This is a genomic window from Halobacillus rhizosphaerae (genome assembly GCF_046719735.1).
Taxonomy (GTDB): Bacteria; Bacillota; Bacilli; order Bacillales; family Halobacillaceae; genus Halobacillus_B; species Halobacillus_B rhizosphaerae.
In genome coordinates this window covers 1-25,551 of record NZ_JAUTWQ010000035.1, presented here as the reverse complement: position 1 = coordinate 25,551, position 25,551 = coordinate 1, and the positions used below count along the sequence as shown (strand labels likewise).

Annotated in this window: 26 protein-coding genes and 1 tRNA gene; 26 read left to right on the top strand and 1 reads right to left on the bottom strand. The window is 42.3% G+C overall.

Annotation, left to right across the window (positions count from 1 at the left end; all coding sequences use genetic code 11):
* The first annotated feature begins 342 nt into the window (after positions 1 to 342).
* From Q7A53_RS20935 to Q7A53_RS20810, 26 genes are all read left to right on the top strand, one after another.
* A complete protein-coding gene (locus Q7A53_RS20935; RefSeq protein ID WP_411791160.1) occupies positions 343 to 1,113 on the top strand; it encodes a TatD family hydrolase in 771 nt (256 codons plus the stop codon).
* Between the two features lie 210 nt (positions 1,114 to 1,323).
* Positions 1,324 to 2,625 carry a ubiquitin-like domain-containing protein gene (locus tag Q7A53_RS20930; protein WP_411791159.1) on the top strand — a complete coding sequence of 434 codons (1,302 nt, stop codon included), beginning with the start codon at positions 1,324 to 1,326 and terminating at the stop codon, positions 2,623 to 2,625.
* Between the two features lie 106 nt (positions 2,626 to 2,731).
* Positions 2,732 to 3,295 carry a ribonuclease M5 gene (gene rnmV / locus Q7A53_RS20925; RefSeq protein ID WP_411791158.1) on the top strand — a complete coding sequence of 188 codons (564 nt, stop codon included), beginning with the start codon at positions 2,732 to 2,734 and terminating at the stop codon, positions 3,293 to 3,295.
* A complete protein-coding gene (gene rsmA, locus Q7A53_RS20920) occupies positions 3,285 to 4,163 on the top strand; it encodes a 16S rRNA (adenine(1518)-N(6)/adenine(1519)-N(6))-dimethyltransferase RsmA (protein WP_411791157.1) in 879 nt (292 codons plus the stop codon). Before rnmV ends, rsmA begins: the two co-directional genes overlap by 11 nt.
* 64 nt (positions 4,164 to 4,227) lie before the next feature.
* Positions 4,228 to 5,106 carry a sporulation peptidase YabG gene (gene yabG, locus Q7A53_RS20915; protein ID WP_411791156.1) on the top strand — a complete coding sequence of 293 codons (879 nt, stop codon included), beginning with the start codon at positions 4,228 to 4,230 and terminating at the stop codon, positions 5,104 to 5,106.
* Positions 5,107 to 5,379: 273 nt separating this feature from the next.
* Positions 5,380 to 5,640: a biofilm formation stimulator Veg gene (veg, locus tag Q7A53_RS20910; protein ID WP_411791155.1), complete on the top strand. Its 261-nt coding sequence runs from the start codon at positions 5,380 to 5,382 to the stop codon at positions 5,638 to 5,640.
* A gap of 158 nt (positions 5,641 to 5,798) precedes the next feature.
* Entirely contained in the window at positions 5,799 to 5,978 is a 180-nt protein-coding gene (locus tag Q7A53_RS20905) for a small, acid-soluble spore protein, alpha/beta type (RefSeq protein ID WP_411791154.1), read from the top strand.
* 120 nt (positions 5,979 to 6,098) lie between these two features.
* Positions 6,099 to 6,965 (top strand): 4-(cytidine 5'-diphospho)-2-C-methyl-D-erythritol kinase, encoded by an 867-nt coding sequence (ispE, locus tag Q7A53_RS20900; RefSeq protein ID WP_411791153.1) that lies wholly within the window; start codon positions 6,099 to 6,101, stop codon positions 6,963 to 6,965.
* A gap of 62 nt (positions 6,966 to 7,027) precedes the next feature.
* Positions 7,028 to 7,846 (top strand): pur operon repressor, encoded by an 819-nt coding sequence (purR, locus tag Q7A53_RS20895; RefSeq protein ID WP_411791152.1) that lies wholly within the window; start codon positions 7,028 to 7,030, stop codon positions 7,844 to 7,846.
* A gap of 193 nt (positions 7,847 to 8,039) precedes the next feature.
* Positions 8,040 to 8,336, top strand: a complete 297-nt coding sequence (gene spoVG, locus Q7A53_RS20890; protein WP_411791151.1) for a septation regulator SpoVG — start codon at positions 8,040 to 8,042, stop codon at positions 8,334 to 8,336.
* Positions 8,337 to 8,652: 316 nt separating this feature from the next.
* The gene (glmU, locus tag Q7A53_RS20885) at positions 8,653 to 10,032 is read left to right on the top strand and encodes a bifunctional UDP-N-acetylglucosamine diphosphorylase/glucosamine-1-phosphate N-acetyltransferase GlmU (protein WP_411791150.1); all 1,380 of its coding nucleotides are present in this window, start codon (positions 8,653 to 8,655) and stop codon (positions 10,030 to 10,032) included.
* A 15-nt stretch (positions 10,033 to 10,047) separates the two neighbouring features.
* Positions 10,048 to 11,001 carry a ribose-phosphate diphosphokinase gene (locus tag Q7A53_RS20880; protein WP_411791149.1) on the top strand — a complete coding sequence of 318 codons (954 nt, stop codon included), beginning with the start codon at positions 10,048 to 10,050 and terminating at the stop codon, positions 10,999 to 11,001.
* An 87-nt stretch (positions 11,002 to 11,088) separates the two neighbouring features.
* On the top strand, positions 11,089 to 11,742 hold the full coding sequence (locus Q7A53_RS20875; protein ID WP_411791148.1) for a 50S ribosomal protein L25/general stress protein Ctc: 654 nt from the start codon (positions 11,089 to 11,091) through the stop codon (positions 11,740 to 11,742).
* A gap of 214 nt (positions 11,743 to 11,956) precedes the next feature.
* Positions 11,957 to 12,517, top strand: coding sequence for an aminoacyl-tRNA hydrolase (gene pth / locus Q7A53_RS20870; RefSeq protein ID WP_411791147.1), 561 nt, complete (start codon positions 11,957 to 11,959; stop codon positions 12,515 to 12,517).
* Between the two features lie 78 nt (positions 12,518 to 12,595).
* Positions 12,596 to 12,826, top strand: a complete 231-nt coding sequence (locus Q7A53_RS20865; RefSeq protein WP_411791146.1) for an anti-sigma-F factor Fin — start codon at positions 12,596 to 12,598, stop codon at positions 12,824 to 12,826.
* Positions 12,827 to 12,872: 46 nt separating this feature from the next.
* Positions 12,873 to 16,409, top strand: coding sequence for a transcription-repair coupling factor (gene mfd / locus Q7A53_RS20860; protein WP_411791145.1), 3,537 nt, complete (start codon positions 12,873 to 12,875; stop codon positions 16,407 to 16,409).
* Between the two features lie 293 nt (positions 16,410 to 16,702).
* Positions 16,703 to 17,398, top strand: coding sequence for an ABC transporter ATP-binding protein (locus tag Q7A53_RS20855; RefSeq protein WP_411791144.1), 696 nt, complete (start codon positions 16,703 to 16,705; stop codon positions 17,396 to 17,398).
* Positions 17,395 to 18,747, top strand: coding sequence for an ABC transporter permease (locus tag Q7A53_RS20850; RefSeq protein ID WP_411791143.1), 1,353 nt, complete (start codon positions 17,395 to 17,397; stop codon positions 18,745 to 18,747). The genes Q7A53_RS20855 and Q7A53_RS20850 overlap by 4 nt, the downstream gene beginning before the upstream one ends.
* A gap of 456 nt (positions 18,748 to 19,203) precedes the next feature.
* Complete coding sequence (gene spoVT / locus Q7A53_RS20845) at positions 19,204 to 19,740, top strand: stage V sporulation protein T (RefSeq protein WP_411791142.1); 537 nt, start codon at positions 19,204 to 19,206, stop codon at positions 19,738 to 19,740.
* 93 nt (positions 19,741 to 19,833) lie between these two features.
* On the top strand, positions 19,834 to 21,423 hold the full coding sequence (locus tag Q7A53_RS20840) for a putative polysaccharide biosynthesis protein (protein ID WP_411791141.1): 1,590 nt from the start codon (positions 19,834 to 19,836) through the stop codon (positions 21,421 to 21,423).
* A complete protein-coding gene (gene yabN, locus Q7A53_RS20835) occupies positions 21,424 to 22,890 on the top strand; it encodes a bifunctional methyltransferase/pyrophosphohydrolase YabN (RefSeq protein ID WP_411791140.1) in 1,467 nt (488 codons plus the stop codon).
* Between the two features lie 4 nt (positions 22,891 to 22,894).
* Positions 22,895 to 23,152, top strand: coding sequence for an RNA-binding S4 domain-containing protein (locus tag Q7A53_RS20830; protein ID WP_411791139.1), 258 nt, complete (start codon positions 22,895 to 22,897; stop codon positions 23,150 to 23,152).
* Positions 23,153 to 23,334: 182 nt separating this feature from the next.
* Complete coding sequence (yabP, locus tag Q7A53_RS20825; protein ID WP_411791138.1) at positions 23,335 to 23,637, top strand: sporulation protein YabP; 303 nt, start codon at positions 23,335 to 23,337, stop codon at positions 23,635 to 23,637.
* Positions 23,634 to 24,227, top strand: a complete 594-nt coding sequence (gene yabQ, locus Q7A53_RS20820; protein ID WP_411791137.1) for a spore cortex biosynthesis protein YabQ — start codon at positions 23,634 to 23,636, stop codon at positions 24,225 to 24,227. Before yabP ends, yabQ begins: the two co-directional genes overlap by 4 nt.
* Before the next feature lie 16 nt (positions 24,228 to 24,243).
* Positions 24,244 to 24,621 (top strand): FtsB family cell division protein, encoded by a 378-nt coding sequence (locus Q7A53_RS20815; protein ID WP_411791136.1) that lies wholly within the window; start codon positions 24,244 to 24,246, stop codon positions 24,619 to 24,621.
* Between the two features lie 78 nt (positions 24,622 to 24,699).
* Entirely contained in the window at positions 24,700 to 25,086 is a 387-nt protein-coding gene (locus Q7A53_RS20810; protein WP_411791135.1) for a S1 domain-containing RNA-binding protein, read from the top strand.
* Between the two features lie 235 nt (positions 25,087 to 25,321).
* On the opposite strand, the gene Q7A53_RS20805 is transcribed toward Q7A53_RS20810, so the two are convergent.
* Positions 25,322 to 25,393, bottom strand: a tRNA-Glu gene (locus tag Q7A53_RS20805).
* Positions 25,394 to 25,551 lie beyond the last annotated feature (158 nt).

The window sequence follows — 25,551 nt, the reverse complement described above, 5'->3', positions numbered from 1 at the left end:
TACAAAAAGGGAAAGCTTTCTTTAGGGGCTTTCCCTTTAGATATTGTCTGGGCACCCGGGCGCTTGCGCTTTTGTATCATCCAGCTCCAGCGCCTAGCTGCTCGTGACATAAGCAATCCCATTCTGTGGCAAAAAGCGCCACGTCATGGTTTTACTTATGCATGCCGCAGCTGACCAAGGCGCTTACGCTTTTGTATCATCCAGCTCCAGCGCCCAGCCCCTCGAGGTCCTAAGACAATCGCCTCTGTGAAGAAAGATCGCTTCACAGCGCCGCTTGTCTTAGGCTTGACGGGTCGCCCAGGCGCTTACGCTTTTGTTTAATCCATAGAGAGGTGGGGAATGATGTTATTTGACACACATGTTCATTTGAACGCAGATCAATTCGAGGAAGATATGGAAGAGACGATTGAACGTGCCCGAGCAGAGGGTGTTCGTTATATGACAGTGGTGGGATTTGACCATAAAACGATCCCTAAAGCCATTGAAATCGCGGAAAACCATGAGGATATCTATGCGGCCGTGGGATGGCATCCTGTAGACGCTATTGATATGAAAGAGGAAGACCTGCAGTGGATTGAAGAGTTAACGAGTCATCCTAAAGTGGTCGCTTTAGGAGAGATGGGACTTGATTATCATTGGGATAAGTCTCCCGCTGACGTCCAAAAAGAAGTGTTTCGCAAGCAGATTAGATTAGCTAAAAAGGTCCGCATGCCGATTATCATTCATAATCGTGAAGCAACCGAAGATATTGTCGAGATTTTAAAAGAAGAAAATGCAGCGGAAGTCGGGGGCATTATGCATTGTTACAGTGGTCCTGTTGAAACGGCGAAAGAGTGCATTGACATGAACTTTATGATTTCTCTAGGGGGACCTGTGACCTTCAAAAATGCAAAGCTTCCTAAAGAAGTAGCAAAAGCGATAGATCTTGAGCACTTGCTTGTCGAAACAGACTGCCCATTTTTAGCTCCTCATCCCAATCGGGGAAAACGCAATGAACCAGCCTATGTCAAGCTTGTCGCTGAGCAAATCGCGGAGCTGAAAGAAATCACCTATGAAGAAGTTGCTGAGATTACCACAGCAAATGCGCTCAAATTTTTTGGAATAAAGTCGTAAATTGGGGACTTTTGAGCTAATGTTACAAATTTCTAGTCTAATTGTATGATAATTGTAATGTTCCTGTTATGTTAATTGTCCAGGTGAAAATGCATAATGTAGGAGTCAGTGAATTATCAACTGACTCCTTTTTCCATTTATGGGCTGGAGTTAACAAATTGCTGACATATCACTTTATTACTACACGTGATAAGAAAGGAGGCAGGAACGATGAAATCTTTGAAAGGTCTGAAATCAAAGTTCGGTTTAAAAGTAGCTTTTGCTTTCATCATTTCAATTATCAGTATTGCCTTTTTAGGAACAGTAACTTACGAAGCTACCAAGGCTTCTGTACAAGTGACTCAAGACGGAAAAACTCAATTCATTCGCACTCATGCTAATACTGTTGGACAATTATTATCAGATCTTGATATCACTGTACAACCTCATGATCAGCTTTCACATAAATTATCAGATCCTGTCAAATATGGAATGGATGTTACATACGAGGCGTCCAAGTCAATTAATCTTGCCATGGATAACGAAGAGAAGGAATATTTCACGACAGCTTCAACGGTCGGCGGCTTCTTTAAAGAGGAAGGCCTGGAATTAAAGGATCGTGACGAAGTGTCTAAGAAAGCAAGCACGCCCATTAAAGATGGGATGAATATTGAGGTTAACCATGCCATTCAAGTAAGCTTAAATGATGGTGGAAAGAAAAAGAACGTATGGACAACAGCTTCTACAGTGCATGAGCTGCTAGAAAATCAAGATGTCTCACTAAATAAGCTCGATAAATTAAAGCCTGCAAAAGATAAAACACTTACAGCCGATGCTGCTGTCACTATTACTCGTATTGAAAAAGTGACGGATACCGTGGAAAAAGAGCAGGAATATACAGTCGTTACTAAGAAAGACAGTTCGATTCCTAAAGGGGAAGAAAGAGTATTATCTGACGGACAGAATGGGAAAATCACGAAAAAGTATGAAGTTACTTTAAAAAATGGAAAAGAAACAGACCGGAAGCTAATTGACAAAACCGTTGATAAGAAGAGCAAGAAACGGATTGTTGCTATTGGAACTAAGGTGAGCGAAAAGCCTGAACCGGCACATACTGCGGATTCACCATCCTCTTCAGCTGTCGCATCAAGCAGCAGTAAGTCCAGTTCTCATGCTTCGGCATCGAAGTCTTCTTCTAATACGATTACCCAGACAGCTTCTCGCGGTGAGTCGAGCAGTAGCAAAACATTGTACATGCATGCGACCAAGTATACCGCTGATTGTTCTGGTTGTTCAGGAGTTACAGCTACAGGTATCAACCTGAAAGCTAACCCTGGTATGAAAGTAGTGGCCGTAGACCCAAGCGTTATCCCTCTAGGGAGCCGCGTATGGGTTGAAGGATATGGATATGCAGTTGCTGGAGATACCGGCGGTGCTATCAATGGAAATCGGATCGACTTGTTTGTTTCTTCTAAAGGGGAAGCTTTAAATTATGGAAGCCGATCTGTGAAAGTGAAAATTTTAGGGAAATAATATCACCCAGGCAGAGGAATGATTTCCTCTGCTTTTTTCGCATTTAAACTCGTGTGGTATGCTATGAAAAGATTAACGGTTTACCAAGCCGCTGGAGGATAAGAAATTGAAGATAAAAGAAGTAATTGTAGTTGAAGGCAAAGATGATACAGCGAGAATCCGCCAGGCTGTCGATGCTTATACGATTGAAACTAATGGTTCAGCTGTTAATGACGAGATTATTGAGCAGATCCGCCATGCTGCGGAGAAACGTGGAGTCATAATTTTCACTGATCCTGATTATCCGGGCGAGAGGATCCGTCACATCGTTTCTCAGTGTGTACCGGGTTGTAAACATGCTTTTCTGCCCAAACACCTGGCCCGGGCTAAAAAAGATAAAGGGATCGGCATTGAACATGCCTCAAGTCAGGATATCATAGAAGCCTTATCTGCCGTCTATGAGCTGACAGATAGGGTTGAGGACGAAATTACGAAATCGGAGCTTCTTCACTATGGACTTATCGGAGGACCTCAAGCAAGCTCTAGACGAGAGAAGCTAGGCATAGAGCTTCATATTGGAAAGACGAATGGCAAACAATTATTACGGCGGTTGAATATGTTTCAGATTACCCGCAGACAATTAAATGAAGTCATGAACCAGATCATGCAGGAGGAACGCAATGAACAATAAAGCCGTGGCGACACCAACACGTACGAAAGAGATTTTAGCAGCCTATGGCTTTTCATTTAAGAAAAGTTTAGGGCAGAATTTTATAATTGATGTGAATATCCTGAAGAATATTATTGAGCAGGCAGGCATTAATGAAGCCGCTGCAGCGATTGAAATTGGTCCAGGCATCGGGGCCCTTACAGAACAGCTTGCCCAGCATGCGGAGAAGGTTGTGGCGTTTGAGATTGACCAAAGGCTGCTTCCTATCCTTGACGATACGCTTACTTCCTATTCTAACGTTCATGTGATCAACCAGGATATTCTGAAATCTGATGTAAAGCAGGTGATTGAGGAGCAATTCCGTCCTGGTCAGCCTGTCCGGGTGGTAGCTAATCTGCCGTACTACATTACCACTCCCATTTTAATGAAACTGCTGATGGATCGTTTACCTGTAGACAGCATTACGGTTATGATTCAGAAAGAAGTTGCAGACCGTATGGCTGCGGAACCCAATACAAAGAGTTACGGGTCCTTATCGATTGCCGTCCAGTACTATACCCGTGCTAAAGTCGTCATGAACGTACCGAAAACCGTCTTCATGCCGCAGCCGAATGTTGACTCCTCTGTTCTTCACTTAGAGATGCGGTCTGCTCCACCTGTGAATGTGAAAGATGAGACCTTTTTCTTTAATGTGGTGAAAGCCACTTTTGGGCAGCGGAGAAAAACATTGATGAACAATTTAGCTCGGCATTTTAAAGGAAATCTTGATAAGGCGGAAATAGGGGAGCGGCTAGCTGAAATTGATATAGATCCTAATCGCAGAGGTGAGTCTCTGTCTATGGAAGAATTCGCTCGCCTTGCTGACATTCTGCTGCCGCATAAAGATTAAATAGCACATGGCTCCACCTTTTACATACACTAAAGTAGTGTCTTGTTGTGAGGTGGAGTTAATTATGATAACCAATGGAGATCTTGTTACACGAAAGTCTTATCAGCATGATGTTTTATTTAGGGTGAAGTCTTTAGATGGTTCCTATGTAAAACTGATGGGGGAAGACATTCGGTTAGAAGCAGATGCACCGATCGACGATCTTAGACAGGTAACTGGAACGGAATATCATCAGAGAAAGTCTCAAATCGACAAACAAGAAGCGTATTCGTACCGTTTGTTTCGTCAGGATTACCGTCTTCTTAAAGAGAAAAGAGAGTCCGAAGCAGGCAGTGGATATGCGAATGCTAAAGAAGAAGTTAACTACTTTCAAATCCCGCCTCGCATTCTTCATATTGATGGGGACCCCCTCTTTTTAAAAAAATGCATTCAACTCTATGAACAGCTGGGATTACAGGTTCATGGTCAATATTTACATGAAAGAGAAATGCCCGATCAAGTGATGGCACTTGTTGAAAAGGTTCAGCCGGAAATCGTCGTTCTGACGGGTCATGATGCTTACTCAAAGATAAAGGGATCGATGCGGGATTTAGAGGCATACCGCCATTCTCGCTATTTTGTAGAAGCTGTTCGCAATATTCGACAGCACCACCCTCACTTTGATCAGCTTGTGATCTTTGCTGGTGCCTGTCAGTCGCATTTTGAATCATTAATAAGAGCGGGGGCTAATTTTGCAAGCTCTCCTGCCCGTGTTAATATCCATGCCGTGGATCCTGTTTATGTTGCTGCCCGAGTAGCTTATACCTCATTTATGGACCACATTAATATCTGGGATGTTATTCGGAACACGATCAGCGGTCAGGAAGGGCTGGGGGGCGTAGAAACAAGAGGATTGTTAAGAATTGGTATGCCCTATTCTAAAGAAGTGGAAGACCTGTCTTAATCATAAAAAAACGCAGCTGAAAAAAAGAAAAACAGCTGCGTTTTTTTATAAACATCTTGGTTCGAATTTTCAAATAAATATGACTGTAAATGCCTTTATAAAGCAGTTTTAGGTGAAATACACATAATTTTCCTGTGTCTGGAAATCCTAACTAAGAACATATTTCACAAGTTATTATGTTGACATTGATTTTAACATATTGGTATAATTAAATATTTTATTTGACTTTGTCCTAAGATTGTGATATATTTTTAAATAGTGAGGTGGAGTGTAGTGGCTAAAACGTTAGTGGAAATCAAGCAGTCCTTAGAAGGTCAAATTGGCAAGCGTCTGACATTAAAAGCAAATGGCGGGCGTCGTAAAACGATTGAACGCTCTGGAATACTGGCTGAAACTTATCCAGCCGTTTTTATTGTAGAGCTTGACCAAGATGAAAATGCTTTTGAACGTGTTTCTTATAGTTATGCAGACGTACTAACAGAGACAGTTGAACTAAACTTCGACGATCTACAGACTTTAGCTATCGAGCAGTAAACCTTGTGTTTGCTGCTTTTTATTTTGCGCTTTTTTTGACAATCTACACTAGAAAAGGTTGCCATGCTTACATACATATGCCGCAAATGATTTTAAGGTTCCTTCACATACTAAGTTTGTCGTAGCTTACTAAGTGAAAGCGAAAGGAGCTGAAGACGATGGGACGGAGACGAAGCATTATGTCCGATTCGTTGAAAGAAGAAATCGCGAAAGAACTTGGGTTTTACGACAAGGTTCAAAGTGATGGCTGGGGCGGTATTACAACTCGTGATGCCGGCAATATGGTGAAACGTGCCATTCAAATGGCAGAGGAACAAATGGTAAAGGACCAGTTTTAACTTCAAGCTTCCCGGCCACTGGTGCCGGGGAGCTTTTTGTATGATTTATCTGGATGTCTCCACTGGGAAACATTTTATGGTACAATGCTTTAAGATAATCTGTAAGGAGTAGATGGCAGTATGCAAATTTTGGAGAAGGCTCCTGCTAAAATTAACTTGTCTCTAGATGTTTTACATAAACGAGAGGATGGATTTCACGAAGTTGAGATGGTCATGACGACCATCGACTTAGCTGACCGGATTGAATTAACTTATAAGCCCGATGGGAAGATTCAAGTGGAATCGGAAAGCAGGTTTGTACCAAACGACGAACGAAATCTTGCTTATCGAGCAGCGAAGCTCTTGAAAGATCGTTACAGGGTCGCACACGGTGTGAAAATCTTTATAGAAAAAAACATACCGGTAGCAGCAGGGCTAGCCGGTGGCAGCAGTGACGCTGCGGCTGTTCTAAGGGGGTTAAACCGTCTCTGGGGGTTAAATGCTTCGATGAAGGAACTTGCTGAATTAGGTGCTGAAATAGGCTCAGATGTATCGTTCTGTGTGTACGGAGGTACGGCATTAGCCACTGGACGTGGAGAGAAGATTCAACATCTTCCCGCCCCGCCTCCATGCTGGGTCGTGTTAGCGAAACCATCCGTCGGAGTATCTACCCATTCCATTTACCAAGCGTTATCTCTGGAGAATGCCTTTCATCCAGATACTGCCGCTATGGTAGAGGCTTTGCGTACGGACAGCTTTGAACGAATTTGTTCTGAGGTCGGCAATACCCTGGAGGCCGTGACCGTCGGGCTGCATGCGGAAGTGGATCAGATCAAAGAACAAATGCGTCAGGGTGGAGCAGATGCTGTACTCATGAGCGGGAGCGGTCCTACGGTCTTCTCCTTAGTCGCTCAAGACGCGAGAGCTCAGAGAATTTACAACAGCCTAAAGGGCTTTTGTGCTGAAGTTTATATGGTTCGAATGCTTGGTTATCGGGAAACCACTTGATAAAATCCGTACAAATCTGATATATTTAATTAAAATATTCGGATTTTGAGGAGTTTTTATTCATGAAAAGAAGTGAACGACTCGTAGCCATGACTCATTATGTGCTTGATCGGCCTCGTGTACTTATCTCTCTGCCTTTTTTCTCAAGTAAATATGATGCTGCCAAGTCATCAATTAGTGAAGACTTGGGGATTATTAATAAAATGTTCCAGAGCGAAGGGATCGGTTATCTCGAAACGGTTTCTGGAGCAGCCGGGGGAGTCAAGTATGTCCCTGCCTTTTCCAAAGAGTACAGCGAATTTTTCGTTGGTCAGCTTTGTGAACGTTTAGAAGATCCAGAACGGCTGCTGCCGGGTGGATATTTATTTATGAGTGATATTCTCGGAGATCCAGAAGTCACTCGAAATATCGGCAGGCTGTTCGCATCGGCGTTTTCAGATAAAGAAATTGATGTCATTATGACTGTCGCGACAAAGGGGATTCCGCTTGCCTATGCAGTGGCCTCCTATTTAAATGTTCCGGTTGTAATTGCCAGGCGCGACCCTAAAGTGACAGAAGGATCCACCGTAAGTATTAATTACGTTTCCGGATCCACGCGTAAAATTCAAACCATGGTACTCACCAAGCGATCCCTGCAGGAAGGCTCAAAAGTCTGTATTATCGATGACTTTATGAAAGCAGGCGGAACCATTATGGGCATGCGAAGCTTATTGAAAGAATTTAATGCAGAAGTCGCAGGCATCGGTGTATTGGCGGAAGCAGAGGACGAAGAAGAAGAACGTGTGGTAGATGACTATCTCTCTCTCGTTCAAATCATGAACGCTGATGACCGCCAAGCCTCTATAGAAGTCCGACCTGGAAATTTATTGAGTCATATCTAACGCTGCATTTGAAGTTAATTAAGAATAAAGCCCCTCACGTTTAACGTGAGGGGCTTTATTTATAGGTCAAAAGAAAGACTAATTTAGAAATTTAGATAATTAGAAAAATTTTTTTTAAAAACTAGCAGGAATTTTTGGTGTTTTGTGGAATATTTGTAATAAGTTCTTTTTGGGGAAAAGGTGGTGAATCATAATGGAAGTAACTGACGTAAGACTGCGACGCGTTGATACTGAAGGAAGAATGCGAGCAATTGCTTCTATTACCTTAGATCAGGAATTTGTTGTCCATGATATCCGGGTGATTGATGGCAACAATGGTTTATTTGTAGCAATGCCTAGTAAGCGAACTCCTGATGGAGAATTTCGGGACATCGCGCACCCGATTAACTCTGGAACTCGCGGGAAAATTCAGGACGCTGTCCTTGAAGAATATCACCGTGCTGGTGAGGAGAATTCAGAGGTTGAATACGAAGAAGCAGGTGCATCTTAAAATTACGTAATCAAGAAGCCTAACCTTTAACTGAGGTTAGGCTTCTTTTTTAATCGTCTAGGAAATGATCATTTGATTTAGATATGGATCCCTCTTTGCGGTGTGAAGCCACCACATCTAGCTTCGAGTCGCAGACCGAATACATCCGCTCTTTTGCTCGTCTTAGGCTTGTCAGGCTTAAACGGAAGCATGTGCTTCAGCCTGGGCAAAAGTGCTGCATTTTAAAGAGGAGCCTTGGAAAGGTCGGATTGTTGAAATCACCCTGGTTTTAAGATATTATTCATAGTGGATAAATAGGATGAATGGAGGGTCGTTCATGAGTAACCGTTATGCTGTAGTTCTTGCTGCCGGCCAAGGTACACGGATGAAATCGAAGCTTTACAAAGTGCTGCATCCTGTATGTGGAAAGTCGATGGTCCAGCACGTTGTTGATCAATTAAAACCTTTAAATTTAAGTGAACTCATTACGGTAGTTGGATTTGGAGCTGAAAAAGTCCAGGAACAACTGGGTGAAGACAGCCGTTATGTCGTTCAAGAGGAACAATTGGGGACAGGTCATGCCGTGCTTCAAGCGGACGATCTTTTAGCTGATAAAGAAGGAACAACTGTGGTAGTTTGCGGAGATACGCCGCTCCTGACGAGTGAAACACTGCAGAATATGTTAGACCATCATGAAGCGGAAGATGCAAAAGCAACGATTCTCACTGCTCATGCTGAAGACCCTGCGGGATACGGGCGTGTGATCCGCAGTGGTAATGGCCAGGTTGAGCGCATTGTCGAGCAAAAGGATGCTTCCGAAGAGGAGCAGGCGATCCAGGAAATTAATACGGGAACGTACTGTTTTGATAACCAAGCGCTATTTGCTGCTTTGAAAAGTGTTTCCAATGATAATGTGCAAGGCGAATATTATCTGCCTGATGTGGTAGAAATTCTAAAAGGCAAGTCAGAAACGGTAAGTGCTTATCAAACAGCTAATTTTGCAGAATCTTTGGGAGTCAATGATCGTGTTGCACTGGCAAAAGCCGAGAAACTCATGAAACAGCGCATTAATGAGCAACATATGCGCAATGGAGTAACGATTGTGGATCCCGACAACACGTACATCAGTCCTGACGTTAAAATAGGACAAGATGTCGTGGTACACCCTGGTTGTGTGCTGGAAGGAGAAACGGTCGTTGAGGATCAAGTGGTACTTGGACCGCATTCGACTATTACGGATAGCTATGTCGGCGAATCAACAGTTGTGAAGCAAAGTGTCGCAGCAAACAGCCGCATTGGAAAACGTGTTCAAATTGGACCGTTTGCGCACATTCGTCCTCAATCTAACTTAGGCGATGACGTTAAAATCGGCAACTTTGTGGAAGTGAAGAAAGCTTCCTTTGGCGCTGGAAGTAAGGCTTCTCATTTAAGTTATATTGGAGATGCAGAAGTTGGAAGTGGTGTGAACATTGGTTGTGGTACAATAACAGTAAACTACGATGGGCAGAATAAATTTTTGACGACCATTGAAGACGATGCTTTCATTGGCTGTAATTCAAATTTAGTTGCTCCAGTTACTGTAGGTAAGGGCGCTTATGTAGCAGCGGGGTCAACCATTAATGAGGACGTCCCGTCAGAAGCACTATCAATCGCCAGAGCGCGCCAGACCAACAAAGAAGGCTATGTTAGTAAATTAAAGGCGAATAAAAAAGGTTAACGGAGGGTGCAATCCATGTCAACTGGATATAAGGATTCGAAATTAAAAGTATTCTCATTAAACTCCAACCCGGAGCTTGCGGAAGAAATCGCAGAGAATATTGGAACGGAACTTGGGAAATGTACAGTTACTAACTTTAGTGATGGAGAAATCCAAATAAATATTGAAGAAAGTATCCGCGGCTGCGATGTATATATCGTTCAATCAACGTGTGAACCGGTCAATCAGCATATTATGGAATTACTCATTATGATTGATGCCCTGAAACGCGCTTCTGCGAGAACGATAAACGTAGTTATGCCTTACTACGGGTACGCAAGACAAGACCGAAAAGCGAGAGCGCGCGAACCCATCACAGCGAAGTTAGTAGCTAATTTGCTAGAAACTGCCGGAGCTTCCAGAGTGCTGATGCTTGACCTGCACGCTCCTCAGATTCAAGGTTTCTTTGATATCCCTATTGACCACTTAGTTGGTGTTCCGATTCTTTCGGATTACTTTGAAGAGAAGAACTTTGAAGATGTTGTCATCGTTTCCCCTGATCACGGCGGAGTAACGCGGGCACGAAAAATGGCAGACCGCCTGAAGGCGCCTATTGCCATTATTGATAAACGCCGTCCGCGCCCGAACGTATCTGAAGTCATGAATATTGTTGGTAATATTGAAGGAAAGACGGCAATTATCATTGATGATATTATTGATACAGCAGGAACGATCACACTAGCAGCTAATGCACTAGTTGAAAATGGTGCGAAAGAAGTATACGCTTGTTGTACACACCCTGTTCTATCTGGCCCGGCCATTGACCGAATTAATAATTCTATGATCAAGGAATTAGTGGTTACGAATACAATTCCGTTAAGTGAAGAAAAAAACAGCCAGAAGATCACTGGTCTTTCTGTCGCTCCATTAATTAGTGAAGCGATTATTCGAGTTCATGAACGCCAGTCCATTAGTATTTTATTTGATTAATTTTTTTATGATAAATAGGTTTAACCCTCGTTTGTTAGGGAAAGACATTAAGAAGACGAATGGTTATTTTATTGGAGGTAGATTAAGTTGGCTATTACGCTTAAAGCAAATCAAAGACAGGATCTCAAACAGTCCGTAACACGTGAACTCCGTCAAGAAGGAAATGTTCCAGGAGTTGTTTACGGAAAAGATAAAGAACCCATCACAGTAACAGTTAATAGCATTGAACTATTAAAAACTGTTCGTGACGAAGGAAAGAATGCGATCATCGGCCTTGATATCCAAGGCAAATCCAAAGTGGATGTAATGCTTCATGAGTATCAAATTGATCCACTTAAAGACGAACTTATTCATGCAGACTTTTACGTAGTTAATATGTCTGAAGAAATGGATGTAGAAGTACCAGTTCATCTGGAAGGTGAAGCAGCCGGTACTAAAGAAGGCGGCGTACTTCAGCAGCCATTGTATGAACTTGCGGTTCGTGCTAAACCTGGCGATATTCCAGAAGAGATTGTTGTAAATGTCTCTGAATTAAATATTGGCGACAGCATCATGGTTAGTGATTTAACTGCTGAACGCGGTTATGAAATCACTGAAGATGAGAACACGACCATTGTTTCCGTTACTCCTCCAGAGGAAATGCCGGAAGAGCCGGAAATTGATGAAGATGCTGAACCAGAAGTTATCAATGAGAAAAGTGATGACGACGACGAAGAAGAAAACAAAGAAGACCAAGAATAAAGACTTTACATTTAAAGGGGCGTGGCCAAAAGGCCCGTCCTTTTTATTTGTCGTCTGGGAAATTGATTTCAGCGGGTTCACTTTTTGCGGTTTCAAGCTGCAACCACACCGCTTATTTGAATTTCTTCAAATTCGGGCTGTTTTGACATAATTTTTTAGAGTGCTTTGGTATAATAAATGAATAGCGCTTAGCTAAGAAAAGGAAGTTGTACGTATGAAGTGTATTGTTGGCCTTGGGAATCCAGGGAAGAAGTACGACCAAACACGGCACAATGTAGGCTTTATGATTATCGATGAATTAGCGAAACAAAATAACTGGACGCTTCAGCAGGAAAAATTTCGTGGGGTTTATACCATTGAACATGTAAATGGTGAGAAAGTGCTGTTATTAAAACCTTTCACCTACATGAATTTATCCGGTGAATCACTTCGTCAATTCATGGATTATTATAATATTGAAACTGAGGATGTGCTCGTAGCTTACGATGATTTAGATCTTCCTCCAGGAAAAATTCGGCTGAGAGAAAAGGGAAGCCATGGAGGACATAATGGAATTCGAAATATTATTGATCATTTAGGAACGAAAGAGTTTAAACGGCTCCGTATTGGTATTGGGCGTCCTTCTGTGCCTATGTCTGTTGTGGATTATGTATTAAGTAAATTTGATAAAGAACAGCAGGAGCCTGTTTTTAATAGTATGGACCAGGCGGTGAAGGCTTGCGAAGCCTGGATAGAAAAACCTTTTAACGAGGTTATGAATGAGTTTAATGCTTGAGTTGTCACGATAACATCGTATAAGCTGTATGACCGCCGGCAAAACTATATACAATCACCCGTCAAGGAGGTTGTATTCATGAAGATCCATTATATGTGCCGGCATTGTCATCGTCCCGTTGGTGAATTGGATGCTCACCAGGTAGATGTAACCCAGCTTGGTCTTGAATGTTTAAACGAAGAAGAAACCCGCGAAATGGTTCAGGTATACAAAAATGGGGACTTAACGATCCAAACCATTTGTGATTCATGTGAACAGGCTCTTGATCAGAACCCTCACTATCATGAGCTGGATTTTTTTATTCATTAAATCACGCAGCGGTTAATAGAACGTCTTGATGGTGGAGGAGTATGTTATGCAAGGAATTAAGGATTATTTATATCCGCATGATGACATCCAATCTGTTGTAAGCGGTTTTGAGTCCGGCATGAAGGAACAGATGGTGGCTGGATTATCCGGCTCGTCAAGGAGTGTGCTCGCGTCGCTGTTGAATGAATCATTGAAACGACCAGTCCTGCTGGTCACTCATCAGCTCATTCAGGCTCAGCAGCTATATGAGGATATGCAGGAGCTGACCGATTCCAGTCAAGTCCACCTGTATCCGGTAAATGAACTCATTGCTTCAGAGATTGCGATTGCAAGTCCAGAACTGAGAAGTCAGCGCATAGATGCACTGAATCATTGGTTAAGACAGGAAACAGGCATCTTAATTGCTCCTGTTGCCGCTTTAAAAAGAATGATGCCGCCGAAATCTTACTGGGAGCATAATCAGCTCCCTTTTCGTGTTGGAGAAGATATTGATCTTGATCAATATCTAGAACGCATGGTCAACATGGGGTATGAGCGGACGGAGATGGTCGCCACCCCCGGGGAATTCTCACTCCGCGGTGGAATTCTTGATATTTATCCTTTAACGGCAGAATTTCCTTATCGTATTGAATTGTTTGATACGGAAGTAGATTCGATTCGGACATTTGATTCCGAGACGCAACGGTCACAGGATAAATTTAAGGAAATGTATGTCGGACCAGCAACAGAGCTGCTATTACAGGATGAAGATTTCGCTCGTGCGTCTGACAAACTTGAAACAGCTCTCAGTCATTCCTTAAAGAAATTAACGAAGTCAGAGGCGAAGGATACTCTGCATTCCTATATAGAACAAGACTTGGAACGCTTGCAGCATCGTGAGCGTTTTCAGGATATGTATAAGTATATTGGCTATTTTTATGAACCTTCTATGAGTTTGTTAGATTACTTGCCTGAGAATGGACTGCTGATTCTCGATGAGATGAGCAGGATTCAGGAAACGGCCAATCGCTTAGATCAAGAAGAGGCCGAATGGCACCAGAGCCTGCTGGAAGCAAATCAAACGGTCCGTGATTTAAAGATCTCCTATGACTGGCATGATACGTGGGCAAATATGAAGCAGCCGCGCTTATATTTGTCAGTATTCATGAGGCATATCGCTTATGCCCATCCACAGAACATAGTGAATATTTCCAGTCGTCAGATGCAGCAGTTTCATGGTCAAATGAATTTATTGAAAAATGAGATGGACCGCTGGAGTAAACAAGGCTATTCGGTCATTATCCTTGCGCCGGATAAACAGCGGATGGAAAAGATAAAAGCTGTGCTGGAAGACTATAATATGGAGGCCGTTATTGGAAAAGATCCCGTAACGCTTCCGGTAAGCACTCCGACAATTGAAACAGGAAACATTAGCAGTGGATTTGAATGGCCGATGCACAAGCTGGCTGTTTTAACTGAAAATGAACTCTTTAAGAAGCGGACAGCAAAGCCTAAACGGAAACAGAAACTCTCCAATGCGGAGAGGATTAAGAATTACCAGGAATTAAAAACAGGCGACTATATCGTTCATGCCAATCACGGGATCGGCAAATATCTCGGGATTGAAACGCTAGAAATGAATGGGACGCATAAAGACTTCCTAATGGTGAAATACTCCGGTAATGATAAGCTGTTCGTTCCGATTGATCAAATCGATCTGATTCAGAAATATGTAGGGTCAGAAGGAAAAGAGCCGAAAGTTTATAAATTAGGCGGCAGCGAATGGGGTAAGGTGAAACGCCGGGTTCAAGCCTCCGTGGAAGATATTGCTGATGATCTTATTGAACTCTATGCGGAGCGGGAAGCGTCCAAAGGCCATGCCTTCGGTGAAGATGGAGAAATGCAGCATGATTTTGAAGCGGCTTTCCCTTATGAGGAAACCGAAGATCAGCTGCGCTGTATTGAAGAGATTAAAGAAGATATGAAGAGAATACGGCCGATGGACCGTTTGTTGTGCGGAGATGTCGGCTACGGAAAAACAGAAGTGGCCATCCGTGCGGCCTTTAAAGCCATTGAAGATGGCAGACAGGTCGCTCTGCTGGTGCCCACGACTATTTTAGCTCAGCAGCACTTTGAAACGCTTCAGGAACGGTTTCAGGATTTCGGAATTAATATCGGTTTACTGAGTCGTTTCCGAACAAAGAAACAGCAAAAGGAAACCACAGATCGCTTGCGTAAAGGGTTGGTCGATATTGTGGTAGGCACGCATCGGATATTATCGAAGGATGTTCAATTTAAAGATTTAGGACTGCTCATCGTGGACGAAGAGCAGCGGTTCGGTGTAAAGCATAAAGAGAAAATTAAGCAATTGAAATCAAACGTCGACGTTTTAACATTAACGGCAACCCCTATTCCAAGAACGCTTCACATGTCTATGCTTGGAGTCAGGGATCTTTCCGTCATCGAGACGCCGCCTGAGAACCGGTTCCCTATCCAGACCTATGTGCTGGAGTATAACCCTGTATTTATGCGTGAAGCCGTAGAACGAGAAATGGCCAGGGATGGGCAAGTCTTCTTTTTGTTTAATCGTGTTGAAAACATTGAGCGGATGGCTCAGGAAATCTCTGCCCTTGTTCCCGAAGCCAGAGTCGCCTTTGCGCATGGTCAGATGAATGAAACGGAGCTTGAAAATGTTATGTTTTCCTTCCTCGAAGGAGAATTCGACGTATTAGTCAGTACGACTATTATTGAAACGGGAGTCGACATTCCTAACGTGAACACGCTGATCGTTTATGATGCTGATCGAATGGGACTTAGTCAGCTGTATCAGCTTAGAGGAAGAGTAGGACGGTCTAATCGGGTCGCCTATGCCTATTTCACCTATCAAAAAGACAAAGTGTTAACCGAAGTGGCTGAGAAGCGGCTGCAGGCCATAAAAGAATTCACAGAATTAGGTTCAGGCTTCAAGATTGCCATGAGAGATTTATCCATTCGAGGGGCAGGGAATCTACTTGGTGCCCAGCAGCACGGGTTTATAGATTCAGTCGGCTTCGATATGTACTCTCAAATGCTTAAGGATGCCATTGAGGCTAAACAGCAGGGGAAAGAACCGCAAGCGGTGCAGCCCTTCCAGCCTGAGCTTGATTTACAGATTGATGCGTATATTCCAGAAAGCTATATTCGTGATGAAAAGCAGAAAATTGATATGTATAAACAATTTCAGGCAATTGAGACGATCGAGGACATTCACGATCTTCGCGATGAGCTGATCGACCGGTTTGGTGATTATCCAGAGGAAGTTGCTCATCTGTTTCAGGTATCTTCTATTCGTTTGTATGCGAAGAAGGCCAGAATCGAATCCATCTCTGAAAAGAAGAAAAAGGTGGAAATCCTTATGGAAGCGGAGCAAAGTCAGCAAATTGACGGTGCTAAACTCTTTGAATTCGCCAATAAATATGGCCGGATCATACAGCTTGCCACAGAAGATAAGCAGCTGAAGGTAACTTTTACATGGGATAAGTCATCTTTTTTACAGCGCTATGAAACCATTGAAGAATTTATTCAGCATCTGCCTGATATGTCTAGAGAAACAACGACCGCTTAATATTTAAAGGTAGAGACAATAGATTTTTTTTCACTAGAAAGCCCGAGCCAATGATTTCCGTTGGCTCGGGCTTTCTGTGTTTTCATCTATATGTAATTACCGTTTCACTCCCCTCTTGGGTCACTTTCCGTACATCCTCAGATTCCTGGTTCCCCTATTATGTTTCAATTCCTTATTGCTTTTATCACACATATATACGATGGATAACTTATTGAAATTAATTTCTAAAAAAAGAACCGTTTTTTTAATTTTATCCGTCTATAAAGGTGAGAACTATTAAGGAGGAATCGAGCGTGATTGAAGTAAACCATCTCTATCACTCTTTCTACGTAGGAAAAAAGAATCGGCGTCAGGAAGTATCTGTACTAAAGAATATAAACCTGAACATAGAAGCTGGGGAAATCGTTTCCATTGTGGGCCGGAGCGGTTCAGGTAAATCGACCTTGCTAAATTTATTAAGCGGATATATAAAACCATCGAGTGGTGAAGTAAGGATTCAGGGGGAAAACGTTACGAACTTCACTGAATCCCAATGGGCGGGCTTTCGGGCGGACCATTTGGGATTCATCTTCCAAAGCTTTCAATTAATTCCGAGCATGACTTCATTTCAAAATGTAGAACTTCCGCTTGTCATGCAAGGTGTGCCGGATAAACAAAGGAAGCAAAAGGTAGCCGAAATATTTAAGCGAGTCGAACTAGAAGGGCTGGAGGGCCATTACCCATCTGAATTATCTGGCGGCCAGCAGCAGCGTGTCTCTGTAGCTCGAGCACTTGTGGTAAATCCGCCGATTATTTTGGCAGATGAACCAACCGGAAGTTTAGATAATGAAACAGAAGCAGAATTGCTTGCCTTTATTCAGCAATTAAACAAGGAGGAAGGGATCACTTTTGTCATCATTACTCATGATGAGGAAGTGGCATCTATCGCTGATCGAACCGTTCGCTTAGAAGGTGGTTCCATTCTTGAGGAAGAGGAGATGAGCAGATGAGGTGGAAAGATCGCATTCAATTTATCCAGCAAAATATGAAAAAAAATAAGTCGCGCTTGTTTATGACGATTTTAGCTACTGCTATCGGATGTGCTTTCTTAATCGTACTCGCCTCAGTCGGGTTCGGTGCTCAGCGTTTCATTACGAAAGACCTTCTGCAGGATCAATCCGTGACTGCTGTAACCGTCCAGGGAAAGAAGACGGGGAAAGAAGGAGAAGCAAACGGCATCACAGCTAAAGATATTGACCGTTTCCAGTCCATGGATCATGTGAAAACCGTTACGAAGAAGCTGTTTGTTCAAAATAACTCTACTCTCCATCTGCAAGAATATCAAGGAAAGCCACAAGTAAGTGCGATGGATTTTTCAGCAGAGAAGAAAGCAGGTTTAAAGCTCTCCAAGGGACACTTACCGGAGCATGAAAATGAAGTCGTCGTTGGCTATCATTTTGCAGAGTCGCTTCACAAGCAGCAAAAAGACGGCAAAACGGATAGTGGTTCACCTTCCGACAAAAAGACCTTCACGGGGGAACTATTAGGAAAACAAGTGCAGTGGAAGGTCAAGCAGTTCTTTGAAGGAAAAGAGAAAACGAAAACTTTTTCTTTAAAAATTGCAGGCATTACAGAAGCTCCTGCTCGTGATTGGATGAAAAATGAGGACGTCTACATCACGGAAGGTATGCTTAATCAGATGGAGGATTTCACTAAGACTCCTTTAGGAATCGAATTAACTCCGTCGATGTCGAAAGATCAAAAGCAGGAAATTAAGAATGAAAAAGAGCGTACGTACAATGATGTGCAAGTGATCGCCAATGATATGGAGAATGTCGATGCAATCTCTAAGAAACTAAAAGGAGAAGGGTATTATATTTATTCTGTAACTGAGGAGTTAGATCAAGTAAATCTTGTATTTGCTGTAGTGAAATCTGGGCTGGTTATTATTGGACTCATTGCACTTCTTATTGCTTCCATTGGAATTTACAATACCATGTCCATGGCGGTCACAGAGAGAACTCACGAAATTGGAGTGATGAAAGCCATTGGTGGAACCCCGAAACTGATTCGGAGCATTTTCTTAATGGAAAGCAGCTATATTGGACTCGTGGGTGCGATCGTCGGCGTGCTGGCAGCTTATCTAGTCTCCTTTGGCATCAATAAACTTCTTCCTTATGTTATAAAAGGAGTTTTCAATGAAAAACTCGACCAAGTTATTCAATTATCGTATATTCCATTTTATCTCGTGCTTATTTGTGTCGTGCTCAGTATGGGTGTGGCGATGCTGTCAGGTATGAAACCTGCGAAAAAGGCAACAAAAATAGATGTACTCAGTGCTCTTCGTCGAGACATTTAAAAAGTATTCTTTATAGTTAAGGGTGGATGCCGAACTCTATCTATCATACAGTGCTATGTTCTAGTAAAGACTGTACCAAAGGGACTTCTTTGAGGAAGTTCCTTTGTTTATTCAGTTGAAGTGCGCTTCAAACTTTCATAATGGCAGGATTTCATGATCCTACTTCGTTCAGATTGAGCTAATGGGTGTTCTTGGAGAGTGAGTGGTGGACCTGACTTTTAGGTGCTGTTATACGAAACAAATGCCTCTATATTTTTCACCACACCTAAAGATCAAGTAAAATTCATCAAAAATAATAGAAAATAACGGTAAAAAACCGAATTTTTATTAAAAAACCCATACCATGGTGTATAGGTTTTTTCTGGTGTACCATACTATCTTTAACACCCGTTATTCTGCAGCAGTCAAACAGAATAGATTTGAGGAAGTCATCTAAGAATGGGAGGAAGCAGAAGAATGAAAGCAACAGGGATAGTACGTCGTATTGATGATCTAGGCAGAGTGGTTATTCCAAAAGAGATCCGCCGAACACTTCGAATCAGAGAGGGAGACCCCCTTGAGATCTTTGTAGATCGTGAAGGAGAAGTTATCTTAAAGAAATATTCGCCGATTAGCGAGCTTGGCGACTTTGCAAAAGAATACGCCGAAGCGTTAAGTGAAGCATTAGAGGTACCTATACTTATAAGTGATCGGGACGAATTTATTGCAGTAGCAGGTGGGTCTAAAAAAGATTATTTAAACCAATCAATAGGAGAAAAGATTGAACAAGTGATGGAAGGGAGAAATTCTGCCCAGGAGAAACACCCGAATCCTATTGAGTTCGTTAAGGGTAAAGAAGAAGATGTGATCTCTTATATTATTCATCCTATTATCGCTCAGGGAGACCCTATTGGATGTGTTGTCGCCTTTAATAAAGAAGGTTCGCCCATTGAAGATGGCGCAGCAAAAGCAGTACAAACAGGGGCCAGTTTCCTTGCTAAACAAATGGAATAGCTGTGTAGACGGCCAGGCCTGTGAACAGCGCTTGGCCGCTTTATCTATGCTATAATGAGGAGGAATCTAGAACTAAAGTAGAAAGGGTCCAAAATGACCAATCATCATAATTCACATTCGTTAGTTAGAGGAGCCGTTTTGCTCACCCTGGCTGGTCTGTTCAGTAAGGTGCTTAGTGCAGGTTACCGTATTCCTCTCCAAAATATTGCAGGGGATCTTGGTTTTTATATTTACCAGCAAGTTTATCCGATTCTGGGTATGACACTAATCTTATCCTTATACGGATTTCCAGTTGCTATTTCTAAGCTTGTTTCCGAAATAAAAGAGCAAAACCAGTCATTATCTTTTTCCAGCTTTTACATACCTGCTTTTACCTGGCTGATGGGCATCTGTTTCGTTATCTTTATATTGGGATATACAGAGGCGAAACGTATAGCTGCTGTTATGGGAGATGTTAAGTTAGTCTCTTCTTTAAAAGCGGCCTTTTTTGTTTTTCTATTTTTACCCTTTACTTCCCTTTTCCGCGGGGTGTATCAAGGGCTTAATAACATGCAGCCAACCGCAGTTACTCAAGTTGCCGAACAGCTAGTCCGGGTTTCTGTTATTATTCTGACTGCGGTTTATGTTGTAAAAGGCGGCAGCATTTATCACTTGGGAATAGGAGCAGCAGCGGGATCGATCCTGGGTTCACTTGTTTCCATCCTCATTCTTGGATATTTCCTTAGAAAAGATCAAATATGGACTAAAGCGAGATGGGAGTCTTTCTCAGTCTCTTATTTAAAAACCATTTTATTTTACGGGTTATTTATTTGCTTTAATTACATGCTGCTCTTAATGCTGCAGCTTGTCGATTCCTTAACTCTGGTTCCCCATCTAATTGAATCAGGCATGGAACAGGAAGCTGCTAAAATTTATAAGGGGATATTTGATCGAGGACAGCCATTGATCCAGCTGGGAACGGTGCTCGCTTCTTCGATCGCCCTTGCGCTTATTCCTTCCGTGACGAGAAAAAAATTGAAGGAGAAGCAAACAGAGGTTCATGGATACATATTTGCTGCTGTGAAGTTCAGCTTTTTGTTAGCGTTAGGGGCAGCTGTTGGTCTCATTGTCTTATTTCCTGAAATTAATCAACTGTTTTTCCAGGATTCAGAAGGAACAAGCGCCCTGAGGTTATTTATGGTGATCATTTTATTCAGCTCCCTGGCTATCACTACTTCTTCTGTCCTTCAGGGTCTCGGGCGGGTAACTCATACCGCGCTTTTGGTGGCCGCTGGGGTAGTAATCAAATGGGGAGCCAACCTTTTGCTGATCCCTATTTATCAATTACATGGAGCAGCTCTCGCTTCGATCCTGGCCGCGGCGGTGGTGATGACAGGCAACCTGATTTTATTAAATAAAGATTTTCATGTAATCAAATGGCTTGATCTACCTTGGTTTTCTGCTGTTGTTTCTATAGGAGGCATGGGCATATCGCTTATCGCTATGAAGGAAATACTCCCGGTATCTGTTTTCTTAGACCATCGTTTTTCACTGCTGGTCTACACACTTGCTATGACAGGTATAGGCGCGCTGATCTATTTACTAATTCTCTTAAGGCTGGGGGCCTTATCAAACAGGGAACTAGAAGCACTGCCCAAAGGCAGATGGCTGATTAGACTACTTCCGAAAGGGATGAGAGAATAAATGAATTCAATTACAATTATCGGTTTAGGTGCTGGGGATCTTAATCAATTGCCAGTAGGGATCTACCGGTTGTTAAAAGAACAGCAAGACCGGCTTTTTGTTCGTACGGAAAACCACCCTGTTCTTGAAGAACTGCAGAAAGAAGGCCTTACGTTTACCAGCTTTGATGATACGTATGAAGATCATGACCAATTTGAGACCGTTTATGAAAGTATTGTTTCTCAGCTGCTAGAAGCAGCGAAAAAGACAGACGTAGTCTATGCAGTTCCAGGTCATCCGATGCTTGCAGAAAGAACGGTACAGCTGCTATTAGAAGAGGAAAAAACCGGGCAAGCTGTTTTAAATATAAAAGGCGGACAGAGTTTTCTTGATGCTACCTTTAATGCACTTAAAATCGATCCAATCGAGGGGTTTCAATGTGTAGATGCCACTTCCCTTAAAAGGGAGGAACTTCAATTTTTGAATCATATTCTCCTGTGTCAGGTATATGATTCTATGATCGCCTCGGAAGTTAAACTCACGTTGCTTGAAGATCTGCCCGCAGACTATCCGGTTACCATTGTTACAGCCGCTGGAAGTGAAAAGGAGAAAGTTTTGACGGTCTCCCTTGAGGACCTTGATCGTAAAGTCGAAGTGGATAACCTGACAAGTGTATACATTGCTCCTGTTCAAAAAGAAAACCTTAACCATACCTTTTTCCGACTGCGGGAAATTATTAAAGAATTAAGAGGCCCGGATGGATGCCCATGGGATCGAAAGCAAACCCATGAATCACTTAGAAAATATTTAATCGAAGAAGCCTATGAGTTTATAGATGCGGTAGATCATGAAGACGATGATCACATGGTAGAGGAACTAGGAGATGTGCTCCTGCAAATAATGCTTCACAGTCAGATTGGAGAAGACGAAGGTTACTTTTCCGTAGATGATGTCATCTTGTCCATATCGGAAAAAATGATCCGCCGTCATCCTCATGTTTTTCAAGATGTGAAAGTCGAAGGTACGGAAGACGTCTTAAAGAATTGGGAAGCCATTAAACAGGAGGAAAAGGGAAAAACATCCGTATCTATGTTAGACTCTGTTCCCGGGAGTTTCCCTGCTCTGCTTCAAGCGGAAGAACTGCAGAAAAAAGCAGCAAAAGTAGGGTTCGATTGGGATGATGTGCAGCTCGTAATTGAAAAAGTTAAAGAAGAGTGGCAGGAATTTGAAGAGGCAAGAGCGAATGAGGACAAAGAAGAAATGGAAAAAGAGTTTGGGGATTGGCTTTTTGCCATAACGAACCTTGCCCGTCATTATAAAATTAATAGTGAAACAGCTTTACAAAGAACCAATCGAAAGTTCCGAATGAGAATGAAAGCAATGGAAGAGGCGGCTGAATTGAAAGGACGTACTCTAAACGATTATCATTTAGATCAAATGGAACAACTATGGATCGAAGCAAAGCAGCAATATAAAGGAGAGGAATAATTTTATGCGTTTAGATAAATTTCTGAAGATATCTCGATTAATTAAACGGCGTACATTGGCAAAAGAAGTGGCAGATCAAGGCCGGATCAGCATTAATGGCAGCCAAAGTAAAGCAGCAAGCCATGTGGAGATCGGGGATGAACTCAAGATTCAATTTGGCCAGAAGGTATTAACCATCGAAGTGAAATCGCTAAAAGAAAATGTTAATAAGAATGAAGCCGCCTCTCTTTATGAGATTAAGAAGGAAGAGCCGGTAAAATAGCAATGATAAAGAATTCTACTTACATGAACACCCGAACCATGGATTTTTCCTAGTTCGGGTGTTTTTAGTTAGGCAGCAAGAAACAGGCACACTTGAGTCGTCTCTCCTCCTTTGTTTCGTTCTTCCATGTTCTAAATCGCCTTCTCTTCTCATAGCTTGTACTAGAGAAGGAGGCTGCAAAAATGGATGTTTATGAGAAAAATCAGGGCATACGTACCCAACAAGCCGAACATAATGTGAAAGTATGGAATAGACGAAATTTAGAAATCTCAGGGGTCAAAGAAGTAGACAGCTTCGATAGTGAAGAGTTCTTGCTTCAGACAAGTATGGGTTACTTGGTCATCAGGGGCCAGAACCTCCAAATGAAGAACTTGGATCTTGAGGCTGGGATAGTAGCGATCAAGGGTAAAGTCTATGAGATGACTTATCTTGATGAACATCAGGGGGAGAAAGCTAAAGGTTTATTTAGCAAGCTCTTCAAATGACGCTGACGACTCAATTCATAACCATGCTGTCCATGCTCGCTGGAGGAATTTATGTAGGTGCAGCGATCGATACCTTTGAAAGACTCTTTTCTCAACGAAATAAAAAAAGCTGGTTGGAAGTCTTTCGCCAGCTCTTCTTCTGGCTGTTTCAAGCCGCTTTTATATTTTACATCTTATATCTGGCAAATTACGGTGAACTAAGAATCTACGTTTTTGTGGCTCTCATCTGCGGGTTTGCCGCTTATCATGCATTGTTCCAAGGGATCTATCTGAAAGCGCTGGAACTATGGATTAAGATCGTTACCGCGATCGTTAAAGGCGTTAAAACAGCTATTTACCGGTTGATTATCTGGCCCATTCGAATGCTGATTGTGATTCTCATATCTTTACTGTTTGGGGTTTATAAGATACTTTATAAGGGAATATTCATAGTGCTTCTTGTCGGATTTTATCCAATTAAGTTTGTTTTTCTTATTATTTGGCGTCTATTACCTAAAAATTTGAAAAAAAACTTAAGACAAGCGGCAGGGTTTTGGGTTAAAATAAAGAATACTATGAAGAACTGGAAAAAAATATTCCCAAAAAAGTAAAGGAGGCCTCACGTCCATGGCAAAGGAACAGCCGGTTACACGTCTGGATTCTACATACATGAAGCATTACGATGCCTACATGGAGAGACATCAAAAGAAGAAGAAGCGTTTAATTCGGCGTCTCGTTATGTTTGTCTTGCTGGTAATGGTCGTCGCGGGAGCCATGGTTATGTATCATGTAAACCAACAGTCTATTTATGCAGAGAAGCAGCAGCACTATCAGAAACTGCAGACAGAAATGGCTTCACTAAAGGAAAAGAAAAAGGATTTGAAAGAAGAAGTCGAAATGCTTAATAATGAGGATTATGTCCTTCAAATTGCTCGAAGTGATTATTTCTTCTCTAAAAAAGGGGAAATCATTTTCAAAATGCCAAATGAGGACCCATCTTATTGACACTTTTTTCAAAGCTTATATATAATAACAGGTAAGAAGGATATTTTTATCGAAATTTTAAGGAGGAGCATTGTTTTTATGTCAATTGAAGTAGGCAGCAAGCTGCAGGGGAAGGTAACAGGTATCACTAATTTCGGAGCTTTCGTTGAGCTCCCCGATGGCCAGACTGGACTTGTTCATATTAGTGAGGTTGCCGATAACTATGTAAAAGACATTAATGAACATCTTAGCCAGGGAGATCAGGTTGAGGTGAAAGTCATTAATGTTGGAGATGATGGGAAGATTGGTTTATCCATCAAAAAAGCAAAAGAAAACCAGAGTCGCCGTCCTCAAAAACCTCGTAAACCAGCGGAATCATTTGAACAGAAAATGAACCGTTTTATGAAGGATAGCGAAGATCGTCTGGCATCACTGAAAAAGCACACGGAATCCAAACGTGGAGGTCGAGGTGCTAAAAAAGGATAGCTTGCTGTCTATGACAATAAGTAAAAGATGCGCATTTCTATACGAAAGCAGGTTTGCTAATGGCAAATCTGCTTTTTTATTTTAAATATTCTTGTATCGTTACTAGCTGCTGGAGAAAATGATTTATTTGTGGACGAAGGTAAACAAGGAGACGTTTTTGGATAATTACATACATAAAAGAAGGCGTGTTCCATAATGGAACACGCCTTCTTTATTAGACAAGAATGTGTAACGATGACCCGTACGGGATTCGAACCCGTGATACCGCCGTGAAAGGGCGGTGTCTTAACCACTTGACCAACGGGCCTTGTATGTAATCGATCTACTGTTTTTTCGTTTCGAATTTGAACAAGGACTATGCTTGCGATATAAGGCAGTCCCATCCATGCGCCATCGAACAGGAACATGGAAGCGGCTGTCTTCTTTTAGTAGCGGCGGAGGGGATCGAACCCCCGACCTCACGGG